Annotated in this window: 11 protein-coding genes and 1 pseudogene; 11 read left to right on the plus strand and 1 reads right to left on the minus strand. The window is 56.0% G+C overall.

The window, feature by feature from the left end; translation table 11 throughout:
* Positions 1 to 101: 101 nt before the first annotated feature.
* The 11 genes and pseudogenes from kbaZ (at position 102) to BFV63_RS19265 (ending at position 12196) form a co-directional block, all read left to right on the plus strand.
* Positions 102 to 1409, plus strand: a complete 1308-nt coding sequence (gene kbaZ / locus BFV63_RS19215) for a tagatose-bisphosphate aldolase subunit KbaZ (protein ID WP_045350330.1) — start codon at positions 102 to 104, stop codon at positions 1407 to 1409.
* Positions 1410 to 1428: 19 nt separating this feature from the next.
* A complete protein-coding gene (agaV, locus tag BFV63_RS19220) occupies positions 1429 to 1902 on the plus strand; it encodes a PTS N-acetylgalactosamine transporter subunit IIB (RefSeq protein ID WP_003861728.1) in 474 nt (157 codons plus the stop codon).
* 10 nt (positions 1903 to 1912) lie between these two features.
* Positions 1913 to 2692 carry a PTS N-acetylgalactosamine transporter subunit IIC gene (gene agaW, locus BFV63_RS19225; RefSeq protein WP_003861730.1) on the plus strand — a complete coding sequence of 260 codons (780 nt, stop codon included), beginning with the start codon at positions 1913 to 1915 and terminating at the stop codon, positions 2690 to 2692.
* Positions 2682 to 3560 (plus strand): PTS N-acetylgalactosamine transporter subunit IID, encoded by an 879-nt coding sequence (agaE, locus tag BFV63_RS19230; protein ID WP_048241756.1) that lies wholly within the window; start codon positions 2682 to 2684, stop codon positions 3558 to 3560. The genes agaW and agaE overlap by 11 nt, the downstream gene beginning before the upstream one ends.
* Before the next feature lie 17 nt (positions 3561 to 3577).
* Positions 3578 to 4012, plus strand: a complete 435-nt coding sequence (agaF, locus tag BFV63_RS19235) for a PTS galactosamine/N-acetylgalactosamine transporter subunit IIA (RefSeq protein WP_003861734.1) — start codon at positions 3578 to 3580, stop codon at positions 4010 to 4012.
* Positions 4009 to 5142 (plus strand): annotated as a pseudogene (gene nagA / locus BFV63_RS19240) (N-acetylglucosamine-6-phosphate deacetylase). The gene agaF and the pseudogene nagA overlap by 4 nt, the downstream one beginning before the upstream one ends.
* A 246-nt stretch (positions 5143 to 5388) precedes the next feature.
* On the plus strand, positions 5389 to 6531 hold the full coding sequence (locus tag BFV63_RS19245; RefSeq protein WP_003861737.1) for an SIS domain-containing protein: 1143 nt from the start codon (positions 5389 to 5391) through the stop codon (positions 6529 to 6531).
* Positions 6532 to 6543: 12 nt separating this feature from the next.
* Complete coding sequence (gene kbaY / locus BFV63_RS19250; RefSeq protein WP_003861740.1) at positions 6544 to 7416, plus strand: tagatose-bisphosphate aldolase subunit KbaY; 873 nt, start codon at positions 6544 to 6546, stop codon at positions 7414 to 7416.
* A 117-nt stretch (positions 7417 to 7533) separates the two neighbouring features.
* Positions 7534 to 9105, plus strand: coding sequence for a maltose/glucose-specific PTS transporter subunit IIBC (gene malX / locus BFV63_RS19255; RefSeq protein WP_048241754.1), 1572 nt, complete (start codon positions 7534 to 7536; stop codon positions 9103 to 9105).
* A 12-nt stretch (positions 9106 to 9117) separates the two neighbouring features.
* Positions 9118 to 10290, plus strand: coding sequence for a MalY/PatB family protein (locus tag BFV63_RS19260; protein ID WP_023314897.1), 1173 nt, complete (start codon positions 9118 to 9120; stop codon positions 10288 to 10290).
* Positions 10291 to 10306: 16 nt separating this feature from the next.
* Positions 10307 to 12196, plus strand: coding sequence for an alpha-galactosidase (locus BFV63_RS19265; protein WP_023323780.1), 1890 nt, complete (start codon positions 10307 to 10309; stop codon positions 12194 to 12196).
* A 67-nt stretch (positions 12197 to 12263) separates the two neighbouring features.
* On the opposite strand, the gene rsmI is transcribed toward BFV63_RS19265, so the two are convergent.
* Positions 12264 to 13127, minus strand: a complete 864-nt coding sequence (gene rsmI, locus BFV63_RS19270) for a 16S rRNA (cytidine(1402)-2'-O)-methyltransferase (protein ID WP_032607975.1) — start codon at positions 13125 to 13127, stop codon at positions 12264 to 12266.
* Between the last annotated feature and the right edge of the window lie 31 nt (positions 13128 to 13158).

The following is a 13158-nucleotide window of genomic DNA, read 5'->3' on the forward strand; positions in this document are numbered from 1 at the left end:
GAAACAGATCGGAAAACTATTATCTTTCGTTTTATTTTTACATCACCATAATGCAGTATCAAATGAAACAAAACGAAAGATGAATGCCAACACCATCCGAAATGGAGAGGAAAGTGAAACATCTGACAGAAATGGTGGAACAACATAAACGGGGGAATACAAACGGGATTTATGCCGTCTGTTCCGCACATCCACTGGTACTTGAAGCTGCAATACGTTACGCCCATTCACAACAGACGCCTCTGCTGATTGAAGCCACCTCAAACCAGGTGGATCAGTTTGGCGGCTATACCGGTATGACGCCCGCCGATTTTTATGGGTTTGTCTGCAAGCTGGCGGGATCCCTCGGCTTCCCCACCTCACAGCTGATCCTTGGCGGCGATCATTTAGGTCCAAACCGCTGGCAAAACCTGCCAGCTTTGCAGGCGATGGCGAACGCCGACGATCTGATCAGAAGCTACGTGGCGGCCGGATTTAAAAAAATTCACCTCGATTGCAGCATGTCCTGCGAAGACGACCCGGTTCCTTTAACCGATGCAATCGTTGCCGGGCGTGCCGCTCGGCTGGCTAAAATTGCCGAAACCACCTGTCTCGAGCAATTTGGCGTAGCCGATCTGGTCTACGTTATCGGCACGGAAGTTCCGGTTCCCGGTGGGGCACACGAGACGCTGACCGAGCTTGAGGTCACCACGCCAGAGGCGGCACGCGCCACGCTTGAGGCACACCGCCACGCATTCGAGAAGGAAGGGTTAAGCGACATCTGGCCGCGCATTATTGGCCTGGTCGTTCAGCCTGGCGTTGAGTTCGACCATGCGCACGTTTGTGACTATCAACCGCATAAAGCCATCGCGCTGAGCAAGATGGTTGAAGCCTACGACACGCTGGTATTTGAAGCACACTCTACCGATTACCAGACGCCGCAGGCGCTGCGCCAGTTGGTGAAAGATCACTTCGCCATTCTGAAAGTCGGCCCTGCGCTAACCTTCGCGCTGCGCGAAGCGCTGTTCTCACTGGCAGCAATTGAAGAAGAGCTGCTGCCGGCAAAAGCCTGCTCAGGGCTGCGTCACGTCCTGGAAAACGTGATGCTCGATCGCCCGGAATACTGGCAAAGCCACTATCACGGCGACGGCAATGCCCGTCGCCTGGCCCGCGGTTACAGCTATTCCGACCGCGTGCGCTATTACTGGCCAGACAGCCAGATTGACGACGCCTTTGAGCGGCTGGTACGCAACCTGGCGGATGAACCGATCCCGCTGCCGCTGATCAGCCAGTATCTGCCGTTGCAGTACAGCAAAGTTCGCGATGGCGCTCTCAGCTCCACACCACGGGAACTCATCCTCGACCACATTCAGGACATACTCCAGCAGTACCATGCCGCCTGCGAAGGCGTAACGACTCAACACGCATAATTAAAAAGAGGAAAACGCTATGCCAAACATTGTCTTATGCCGCATTGATGAACGCCTGATCCACGGTCAGGTGGGCGTACAGTGGGTGGGGTTTGCGGGGGCGAACCTGGTGCTGGTGGCAAATGACGAGGTTGCAGACGATCCGGTTCAGCAAAACCTAATGGAGATGGTGCTTGCGGAAGGCATCGCCGTGCGTTTCTGGTCTCTGCAAAAAGTGATCGACAACATTCATCGCGCCGCCGACCGGCAGAAAATTCTGCTGGTCTGTAAAACACCGGCTGATTTTTTAACGCTGGTCGAGGGCGGCGTGCCCATCACCCGTATTAACGTCGGAAATATGCATTACGCCAGTGGCAAACAGCAAATTGCCAAAACGGTATCTGTAGACGCGAACGATATCGCCGCGTTTAACGGCCTGAAGGCGGCCGGAGTGGAATGCTTCGTTCAGGGCGTTCCAACAGAGACTGCTTTGGATCTCTTTAAACTGCTCTGAGGGATTCACAATGGAAATCAGTCTGTTGCAGGCTTTCGCGCTGGGGCTTCTCGCCTTTATAGCGGGCCTGGATATGTTTAATGGCTTAACACACATGCACCGTCCAGTGGTGCTCGGGCCACTGGTTGGCCTGATTCTGGGCGATTTGCACACCGGAATTCTGACCGGCGGTACGTTAGAACTGGTCTGGATGGGACTCGCACCGCTGGCGGGCGCGCAGCCGCCAAACGTGATTATCGGCACCATCGTTGGCACCACATTTGCCATTACTACAGGCGTGAAGCCGGATGTCGCCGTTGGGGTCGCCGTGCCGTTTGCCGTGGCGGTTCAGATGGGGATCACCTTCCTCTTCTCGGTGATGTCCGGCGTGATGTCCCGCTGCGATCGCATGGCGGCTAACGCAGACACCCGTGGTATTGAACGGGTCAACTATCTGGCACTGCTGGCGCTCGGCGTCTTCTACTTCCTGTGCGCATTTCTGCCCATCTACTTCGGGGCTGAACATGCGAAAACCGCCATTGACGTGCTGCCGGAACGTCTGATCGACGGTCTCGGCGTCGCGGGCGGCATCATGCCAGCGATCGGCTTCGCCGTGCTACTGAAGATCATGATGAAAAACGTTTACATCCCTTACTTCATTATCGGCTTTGTCGCCGCGGCCTGGCTGAAACTCCCGGTGCTGGCGATTGCCGCGGCTGCACTGGCGATGGCGCTGATCGACCTGCTGCGCAAATCGCCTGAACCCACGGCGCCTGCGGCCCAGAAAGAGGAATTTGAAGATGGCATCTAATCACACCACCCTGCCGGGCGTGTCTGAAAGTGAAGAGGCACTGCTGACCGGCGTGAATGAAAACGTCTACGAAGATCAGAGTATTGGCGCTGAGCTAACGAAAAAGGATATTAACCGTGTCGCCTGGCGTTCCATGCTGCTACAGGCCTCGTTTAACTACGAGCGTATGCAGGCCTCCGGCTGGCTGTATGGGCTACTGCCCGCGCTGAAAAAGATCCACACCAATAAGCGGGACCTGGCGCGCGCCATGAAAGGCCATATGGGCTTCTTTAACACCCACCCGTTTCTGGTGACCTTCGTCATCGGCATTATTCTGGCAATGGAGCGTTCCAAGCAGGATGTGAACAGCATCCAGAGCACTAAAATTGCCGTTGGCGCACCGCTCGGTGGCATTGGTGACGCCATGTTCTGGCTGACCCTGCTGCCCATTTGCGGGGGGATTGGCGCCAGCCTGGCGCTACAGGGATCCATTCTTGGCGCCGTGGTCTTTATCGTTCTGTTTAACGTGGTGCATCTCGGCCTGCGTTTTGGTCTGGCGCACTATGCCTACCGAATGGGTGTCGCCGCGATCCCGCTGATCAAGGCCAACACCAAAAAGGTTGGTCATGCTGCGTCCATTGTCGGAATGACAGTGATTGGCGCGCTGGTGGCAACCTATGTGCGCCTGAATACCACACTCGAGATTAAAGCCGGGGATGCGGTCGTCAAACTGCAAACCGATGTGATCGACAAACTGATGCCCGCCTTTCTGCCGCTGGTCTACACCCTGACCATGTTCTGGCTGGTACGCCGTGGCTGGAGCCCACTGCGCCTGATTGGTATCACCGTGGTGCTGGGCGTTGTCGGTAAATTCTGTCACTTCCTGTAAAAAGCAAAGAGGTTGCGATGTTAGGCATTATTTTGACGGGTCACGGCGGTTTTGCCAGCGGGCTGCAACAGGCAATGAAGCAAATCCTCGGCGAACAGCCGCAGTTTATCGCCATCGATTTTCCGGAAAGCTCCACCACTGCGCGGCTGACCGCGCAGCTTGAGCAGGCAGTGAATGAACTGGATGCAGAGCACGATATCGTGTTTCTCACCGATCTTCTCGGCGGTACGCCGTTTCGTGTGGCCTCTACTCTCGCGATGCAGCGCCCCGGCAGCGAAGTGATCACCGGCACCAATCTCCAGCTTTTGCTGGAGATGGTTCTGGAGCGCGACGGATTAAGCAGTGAAGCCTTTCGTTTGCAGGCGCTGGAGTGCGGCCATCGCGGCCTGACCAGCCTGGTGGATGAACTTGCACGCTGTCGCGAGGAAGCGCCCGCCGAGGAAGGGATATGAGCCAGCTGCTGCGCGCGCGTCGTCTGCTTACCGGGCAAGGCTGGCTGGATGACCATCAGCTGCGTATGGATAGAGGCGTCATCACCGCCATCGAGCCGATTCCGGCAGGGGTTAACACCCGCGAGGCAGACCTGCTTTGCCCGGCATAAATTGATATCCACGTCCACGGCGGCGCGGGTGTGGATGTGATGGATGATGCCCCCGACGTGCTGGACCGGTTAGCCATACATAAAGCGCGTGAAGGCGTAGGGGCGTTTCTGCCTACCACCGTCACCGCTTCGCTGGAGGCGATCCATGGCGCGTTACGGCGCATTGCCCGGCGCTGTCATGCCGGTGGCCCCGGCGCGCAGCTCCTGGGCAGCTATCTGGAAGGCCCGTACTTTACACCGCAGAACAAAGGGGCGCACCCGCCAGAACTGTTTCGCGAGCTGGATCTCGCGGAACTTGATGAGCTGATTGCGGTTTCGCAGAACACGCTGCGGGTGGTGGCGCTTGCTCCGGAAAAAGTGGATGCCCTGAAGGCGATCCATCACCTCAAGCAAAAAGGGATACGCGTCATGCTGGGCCACAGCGCCGCTACATACGCGCAAACCCTGGCCGCATTTGATGCAGGCGCAGCCGGGCTGGTGCACTGCTACAACGGCATGACGGGATTACACCACCGGGAGCCGGGCATGGTTGGCGCCGGGCTTACGGACCCACGCGCGTGGCTGGAGCTTATTGCCGACGGGCATCACGTTCATCCTGGAGCCATGCGGCTATGTTGTTGCTGCGCGAAGGATCGTACGGTGCTGATTACCGATGCCATGCAGGCGGCGGGTATGCCTGATGGGCGCTATACGTTGTGTGGTGAAAATGTCGAGATGCAGGGCGGCGTTGTCCGCACGGCCTCGGGCGGGCTGGCGGGCAGCACGCTCGCGCTGGATGCCGCCGTGCGAAATATGGTGGAGCATACGGGGGTCGCCCCAGAAAACGCTATCCATATGGCCTCGCTGCATCCCGCCCGTCTGCTCGGTATGGATCACCTGCTGGGATCGTTAGCACCAGGCAAACGCGCCAATATTATTGCGCTCGATGCGGGTTTACACCTCCGGCAGATCTGGATCCAGGGTCAGGCTCTTTCCCTGTAGCCCCTTTACAGTGTGCTCTGTTGGCCTTACGGAAGACGATCGTAAGGCCTTTCTTTTCCTTTCCTTGATCTTCGCCTTTCCTTTCGCGATCACACTTTTCGTTTTATTTCTTTTTCGCCATTGAACTTTCGATTTCTTTTCTATAGATTTTCTTTAACTGCTAAAGTGAACAAGTGAAACGAAACGAAAGATAGCGACACATTTGCCAGCGTCTGATGTGGAATTCACACGACTAAGGACTGAGTTATGCCACAAACCACTACCACCACCGGCACCTGGACCGAAAAAGAGATCCGCCAGCAGCCAGCCAGCTGGCTTCGCTCGCTCAACAATATTGATAATCTGCGCGCGTCGATCGACAGTTTTCTGACGCCACTGTTGCGCAAGCCCGATCTGCGGATCGTTCTGACCGGCGCGGGTACGTCTGCTTTTATCGGCGACATCATTGCGCCATGGCTTGCCAGCCACACGAGAAAAAATATCACCGCGATACCTACGACCGATCTGGTCACCAACCCGATGGATTACTTCAGCCCTGCGCACCCGCTGCTGCTGGTCTCTTTCGCCCGTTCTGGCAATAGCCCGGAGAGCGTCGCTGCCGTTGAGCTGGCGAATCAGTTTGTTCCGGAGTGCTACCACCTGTCGATCACCTGTAATGAAGCGGGCAGCCTGTATCAGAATGCCGTCGACAGCGATAACGCCTGCGCTCTGCTCATGCCAGCCGAAACGCACGATCGCGGGTTCGCGATGACAAGCAGCATCACCACCATGATGGCGAGCTGCCTGGCGGTATTCGCACCGGAAACGATCAACAGCAAAACGTTCCGCGACGTGTCCGATCGCTGTCAGGCGATCCTCACGTCGCTTGGCGATTTCAGCCCCGGCGTCTTTGGTAACGAACCGTGGAAACGCATTGTTTATCTGGGCAGCGGTGGATTACAGGGCGCCGCACGGGAGTCAGCGTTGAAGGTGCTGGAGCTGACCGCCGGCAAGCTGGCGGCATTCTACGATTCGCCAACGGGTTTCCGTCACGGGCCTAAGTCGCTGGTGGACAACGAAACGCTGGTCGTCGTGTTTGTCTCCAGCCATCCGTACACGCGTCAGTACGATCTGGATCTGCTCGCCGAGCTGCGACGCGATCGTCAGGCTATGCGCGTGGTAGCCATTGCAGCCGAAACGGATCCGGTCATTGAAGCTGGCCCGCATATCCTGCTGCCGCCTTCCCGTTCATTTAACGATATGGAGCAGGCGTTCTGCTTCCTGATGTACGCCCAGGTCTTCGCACTGACCCAGTCTCTGCACGTTGGCAATACGCCGGATACGCCATCCGCCAGCGGTACGGTTAACCGTGTGGTCCAGGGCGTCGTTATTCATCCGTGGCAGGCTTAAGAGGACAGGCTCATGAGTATTATTTCTACCAAATATCTTTTGCAGGACGCACAGGCGAAGGGCTATGCCGTTCCGGCCTTTAACATCCATAACGCCGAGACGATCCAGGCGATCCTCGAAGTCTGTAGCGAAATGCGATCGCCGGTGATCCTCGCGGGTACGCCGGGGACGTTTAAACATATTGCGCTGGAAGAGATTTACGCCTTGTGCAGCGCGTATTCCCTTACTTATGACATGCCGCTGGCGCTACACCTCGATCACCACGAATCGCTGGACGACATTCGCCGCAAAGTCCATGCCGGCGTACGTAGCGCAATGATCGACGGTAGCCATTACCCCTTCGAACAAAACGTCAAGCTGGTGAAATCGGTCGTCGATTTCTGCCACCTCAACGACTGTAGCGTCGAGGCCGAACTGGGCCGACTGGGTGGGGTGGAAGATGACATGAGCGTCGACGCCGAAAGCGCGTTCCTGACCGACCCGCAGGAAGCAAAACGCTTTGTCGAACTGACAGGCGTGGACAGCCTCGCCGTTGCCATCGGTACCGCGCACGGTCTCTATACCAAACGCCCAAAAATCGACTTCCAGCGGCTGGCCGAGATCCGCGAGGTAGTGACAGTGCCGCTGGTGCTGCATGGTGCAAGCGATGTGCCGGATGAGGATGTGCGCCGCACCATTGAGCTGGGCGTCTGCAAAGTTAACGTCGCAACAGAGCTGAAAATCGCCTTCTCTGACGCAGTCAAAGCCTGGTTTGCCGAGAACCCACAGGGCAACGATCCGCGCTTCTACATGCGCGTCGGCATGGATGCCATGAAAGAGGTGGTCAGAAGCAAAATCACCGTTTGCGGCTCGGCGAACCGGCTGCTGCTTCCGGCTGAAGCCTGAACCCATCGCGCATAACGCTAGTACCTAAAAAAATAACTATAAGCCTCGCAAATATGAAGGCGCGTCCTTAAGCCGGACAGCGCCTTCCATTATCCTAAAAATCCGAGGAGTCCCTACATGACACAGGAAAAGTCGTTTAAATCGAAAGCGTGGGAGTTTTTCCAGAGCCTGGGAAAGACGTTTATGTTCCCAGTCTCGCTGTTGGCCTTTATGGGGTTGTTGTTAGGTATCGGTAGTTCTGTCACCAGCCCTTCCACCATCAAAAGTTTTCCCTTTCTGGGCGGCGAGTTAACGCAGCTCACCTTTGGTTTTATCGCCATGGTCGGCGGCTTTGCTTTTACCTATCTGCCGCTGATGTTTGCCATGGCGATCCCGATGGGCCTTGCCAGACGTAATAAAGCGGTGGGCGCTTTTGCCGGATTCGTTGGCTACATGCTGATGAACATGAGCATCAACTACTACCTGACCGCCACCCACCAGCTTGCGGATGCCGCCACCATGAGACAGGTGGGACAATCCATCGTGCTTGGTATTCAAACGCTGGAGATGGGCGTGCTCGGCGGCATTGTGGTAGGGGTGATCACCTACTTCCTGCACGAACGCTTCCAGGACACGGTGCTGCACGACGCGTTTGCCTTCTTTAGCGGCATTCGTTTTGTACCGATTGTTACCGCCCTCACCCTGTCGCTGGTCGGCTTGTTCATCCCCCTGCTGTGGGAATATGTGGCAATGGGCATTGCCGGGATTGGTCATATCATCCAGAGCACCAGCGTCTTTGGGCCGTTCCTGTATGGCGTGGGCGTACTGCTGCTCAAACCTTTTGGCCTGCACCACATCCTGCTGGCGATGGTGCGCTTCACCCCGGCGGGCGGCATTGAGATGGTTAACGGCCAGGAAGTGGCCGGTGCGCTGAACATTTTCTACGCCGAGCTGAAAGCCGGCCTGCCGTTTAGCCCGCACGTTACGGCATTTTTATCGCAAGGGTTTATGCCGACCTTTATCTTCGGCCTGCCTGCCGTGGCTTACGCTATCTACCGCACCGCGCGTCCGGAAAACCGTCCGGTGATTAAAGGGCTGCTGCTTTCTGGCATGCTGGTTTCAGTTGTCACGGGTATTTCAGAGCCGATTGAGTTCCTGTTCCTGTTTATTGCCCCTGTGCTTTACGCGTTTCATATCGTTATGTCTGGCCTGGCGCTGATGGTGATGGCGCTTCTCGGCGTCACTATCGGCAACACCGACGGCGGTATTCTGGATCTGCTGATCTTCGGCGTCATGCAGGGGATGTCGACCAAATGGTATCTGCTGTTCCCGGTGGGTATGGCCTGGTTTGCTATCTACTTCTTCGTCTTCCGCTGGTACATCCTCAGGCACGATATTAAAACGCCGGGCCGTGAGGTTGACGCGCAGGGTGCGCTCCAGGCGGTGGAAGCCAATACCCGGGCACGTGGAAAATCAAAATACGATCATGGGCTTATTCTTCGCGCGCTTGGCGGTAAAGAGAATATTGAGTCGCTCGACAACTGCATCACCCGCTTACGTCTGGTGGTGAAAGATATGGGGCTTATCGACCAGCAGGCGCTGAAGGCCGCGGGCGCCTTGTCAGTCGTGGTGCTTGATGCCCACAGCGTTCAGGTGATCATCGGCCCGCAGGTGCAGAGCGTCAAATCCGGCATTGAAGCCTTAATTTAACAGGGGGACGTTGTGTTTGATTTCGACAGAATCATTGAGCGTAAAAGCGATAAATGCCGTAAATGGGATCATGCGTTTGTGTGCTCGCGTTTCGGTGATGTCCCGGAGGGATTTATCCCGCTGTGGATAGCAGACATGGATTTCACCTCGCCACCCGCCGTGATTGAAGGCTTCCAGCGCATCGTGGAGCATGGCACCTTCGGTTACACCTGGTGCTTCGACGAATTCTACGATGCGGTCATCGCCTTCCAGCGCACCCGTCATCAGGTTGAGGTGCATAAGTCATGGATCACCCTGACCTACGGCACCGTTTCCACGCTGCACTATACGGTTCAGGCGTTCTGCAAACCCGGCGACTGCGTGATGATGAACACCCCGGTGTATGACCCGTTTGCGATGGCGACACAGCGACAGGGCGTGCGGGTGCTTGCAAATCCGCTGAGCGTGAAGGAAAACCGCTATCACCTGGATTTTAATCTGATTGAAGTTCAGCTCAAAACTCACCGTCCAAAACTGTGGTTCTTCTGCTCGCCGCATAACCCTTCGGGCCGAATCTGGCGCGCGGATGAGATACGCCAGGTGTCCGATCTCTGTAAGCGCTACGGCACGATTCTGGTGGTTGATGAGGTTCACGCCGAGCACATTCTGGACGGTACATTCGTCAGCTGTCTGACTTCGGGCTGTGCCGCCCAGGACAACCTGATTGTGCTGACCTCCCCCAATAAAGCGTTCAACCTTGGCGGGCTAAAAACATCCTACTCGATAATTCCAGACGATTCGCTGCGCCAGCGTTTCCGCCAGCAGCTGGAGAAGAACTCCATTACCTCGCCCAATATCTTCGGCGTGTGGGGAATTATTCTGGCCTATCAGCAGGGTCTGCCATGGCTCGACGCGCTGAATGGTTATCTGCGCGGCAATGCCCGCTACCTTGCGGATGCCATCCAGACCCACTTCCCTGCATGGAAGATGATGAACCCGGAGTCGTCATATCTCGCCTGGATAGACGTCAGTGCGGACGATCGCAGTGCGACGGCGCTAACCCAACATTTCGCCAAACAGGCTGGCGTGGTCATCGAAGATGGCAGCCACTACGTACAAAACGGCGAAAACTACCTGCGTATTAACTTCGGCACCCAGCGCTACTGGCTGGAACAGTCCATCAACCGAATGCTGAAGCATTACTGATAAGGATCTTACCCCGATGAAAAAAATGCTCACTCTCTCGCTGCTGGCTCTCTGCGTTTCTCATGGCGCGGCGGCAGCAAACTACGCGCTCAGTAACGACAATATTGCCCTTTCGTTTGATGATGCAAATGCAACGGTAGTAGTAACGGACAGCAAATCTAACCATCCGCTCACGCCCCAGGAGCTGTTCTTTCTGACGCTGCCGGATGAAACAAAAATCCACACCGCTGATTTCAAAATCAAGCACGTCGAAAAGCAGGACAATGCGATAGTCATCGACTTTACGCATCCGGATTTTAACGTAACGGTGAAACTGAACCTGGTGAAGGGAAAATACGCCAGCATCGGCTACACCATCGCCGCCGTCGGGCAGCCGCGGGACGTAGCGAAAATTACCTTCTTCCCGACGAAGAAGCAGTCTCAGGCACCTTACGTTGACGGGGCGATTAACAGCTCGCCAATCGTGGCCGACTCGTTCTTCATCCTGCCAGACAAACCGATTGTGAATACTTACGCTTATGAAGCCACCACGAACCTCAACGTGGAGCTGAAAACGCCAATTCTGCCTGAGACACCGGTTAGTTTTACCACCTGGTTCGGCACTTTCCCGGAAACTAATCAGCTGCGCCGCAGCGTAAACCAGTTTATCGATGCCGTGCGTCCGCGGCCTTATAAGCCTTATCTGCACTACAACAGCTGGATGGACATCGGTTTCTTTACCCCTTACTCCGAGCAGGATGTCATTGGGCGGATGGACGAATGGAATAAAGAATTTATTGCCGGACGCGGGGTGGCGCTGGACGCGTTCCTGCTGGACGATGGCTGGGACGATCGCACCGGACGCTGGCTTTTTGGCCCGGCATTCAGCAACGGTTTTGGCAAAGTCAGGGAAAAAGCCGACAGCCTGCACAGCTCGGTTGGGCTGTGGCTTTCTCCGTGGGGCGGATACAACAAGCCGCGCGATATTCGCGTCTCGCATGCAAAAGAGTATGGTTTTGAAACCGTAGACGGCAAGCTGGCGCTGTCGGGGCCGAACTATTTTAAAAACTTTAACGATCAGATCATTAAGCTGATCAAAAACGAGCACATTACCTCGTTCAAGCTCGACGGAATGGGTAACGCCAATTCGCATATCAAGGGCAGCCCATTTGCATCGGATTTTGACGCATCCATTGCCCTGCTGCACAACATGCGCAGCGCAAACCCGAACCTGTTTATCAACCTGACCACCGGCACCGACGCCAGCCCGTCCTGGCTGTTCTATGCTGATTCAATCTGGCGTCAGGGCGATGATATCAACCTGTACGGCCCCGGCACGCCAGTGCAGCAGTGGATGACCTACCGCGATGCCGAAACCTGGCGATCCATCGTGCGCAAAGGTCCTCTGTTCCCGCTGAACTCACTGATGTACCACGGGATCGTCAGCGCAGAGAACGCTTACTATGGACTCGAGAAAGTGCAAACAGACAGCGATTTTGCCGATCAGGTCTGGAGCTACTTCGCAACCGGAACTCAGCTTCAGGAGCTGTACATCACGCCGTCCATGCTGAATAAGGCGAAGTGGGATACCCTGGCGCAGGCGGCGAAATGGTCGCGTGAGAATGCCAGCGTGCTGGTGGATACTCACTGGATTGGCGGTGACCCAACTTCGCTTCAGGTTTACGGCTGGGCCTCATGGAGTAAAGACAAAGCGATTTTTGGCCTACGCAACCCGTCGGATAAGCCGCAACGTTACTACCTGGATTTAACCAAAGATTTTGAGATCCCGGCAGGAGAGCGTTCGCAGTTTACCCTGAAAGCCGTGTACGGCAGTAATTCGACCGTACCAGAGGAGTATAAAAACGCTGTGGTAATTACGCTGCAACCGCTGGAAACGCTGGTATTTGAGGCGATGCCGGGGAAATAGTGAGGCTCTGACACGGTGTAGGCCGGGTAAGGCGAAGCCGCCACCCGGCAAAACAGGCGGCAGGGGCTTACTCCCCCTGCTGCTCCAGCGCATATTTATACAGTGCATTTTTCTTCACGCCGTGGATCTCCGCCGCCAGCGCCGCCGCTTTTTTCAGGGGGAGTTCAGCCTGTAGCAGAGCCAGCGTACGCAGCGCATCGGCAGGCAGAGCGTCTTCCTGCGCTTTGTGCCCTTCAACAATCAGCACCATTTCGCCCTTGCGGCGGTTTTCATCCTCTTTCACCCACGCCAGCAGTTCGCCAACCGGCGCACCGTGAATGGTTTCCCACGTTTTGGTCAACTCGCGCGCCAGCACCACGTAGCGCCCTTCGCCCCAGACGGTCACCATATCTTCCAGGCTTTCCAGCAGACGGTGAGTTGATTCGAAGAAGATCAACGTACGCGGTTCAGCTTCCAGATCCTTTAACACATCGCGACGGCCTTTGGATTTAGCAGGCAGGAAGCCTTCGTAGCAGAAACGATCGGACGGCAGGCCCGCAGCGCTTAACGCCGCAATCGCCGCGCACGGCCCGGGCAGCGGCACAACGCGGATGCCTGCTTCACGGCAGGTGCGTACCAGATGGTAGCCCGGATCGTTGATCAGCGGCGTTCCCGCATCGGAGACCAGCGCGATGTTCTGCCCTTCTTTAAGCTTCGCCACCAGCGATTCGGCTTTTTGTTGCTCATTGTGATCGTGCAGGGCAAACAAACGGGCGTTAATGGCAAAGTGTTGTAGCAGTAAACCGGTATGACGGGTGTCTTCAGCAGCAATTAAATCAACAGCTTGCAATACGGTGAGCGCACGTTGGGTAATATCAGACAAATTCCCGATAGGAGTAGGTACAATATAAAGCTGGCCTTGAGAATTATCTGCCGTTTCGTGTTGTTTCATTGTTTCGTCCGTATTGCCGATTTAATATTGA

Source organism: Enterobacter hormaechei subsp. xiangfangensis (assembly GCF_001729785.1).
Classification (GTDB): Bacteria; Pseudomonadota; Gammaproteobacteria; order Enterobacterales; family Enterobacteriaceae; genus Enterobacter; species Enterobacter hormaechei_C.

Bases quoted from the DNA above. Each gene is read 5' to 3' on its own strand.
- kbaY (WP_003861740.1), top strand. From the start codon at position 6,544: ATGAGTATTATTTCTACCAAATATCTTTTGCAGGACGCACAGGCGAAG.
- BFV63_RS19265 (WP_023323780.1), top strand. From the start codon at position 10,307: ATGAAAAAAATGCTCACTCTCTCGCTGCTGGCTCTCTGCGTTTCTCAT.
- agaF (WP_003861734.1), top strand. From the start codon at position 3,578: ATGTTAGGCATTATTTTGACGGGTCACGGCGGTTTTGCCAGCGGGCTG.
- BFV63_RS19245 (WP_003861737.1), top strand. From the start codon at position 5,389: ATGCCACAAACCACTACCACCACCGGCACCTGGACCGAAAAAGAGATC.
- kbaZ (WP_045350330.1), top strand. From the start codon at position 102: ATGGAGAGGAAAGTGAAACATCTGACAGAAATGGTGGAACAACATAAA.
- agaE (WP_048241756.1), top strand. From the start codon at position 2,682: ATGGCATCTAATCACACCACCCTGCCGGGCGTGTCTGAAAGTGAAGAG.
- agaW (WP_003861730.1), top strand. From the start codon at position 1,913: ATGGAAATCAGTCTGTTGCAGGCTTTCGCGCTGGGGCTTCTCGCCTTT.
- rsmI (WP_032607975.1), bottom strand. From the start codon at position 13,127: ATGAAACAACACGAAACGGCAGATAATTCTCAAGGCCAGCTTTATATT.
- agaV (WP_003861728.1), top strand. From the start codon at position 1,429: ATGCCAAACATTGTCTTATGCCGCATTGATGAACGCCTGATCCACGGT.
- malX (WP_048241754.1), top strand. From the start codon at position 7,534: ATGACACAGGAAAAGTCGTTTAAATCGAAAGCGTGGGAGTTTTTCCAG.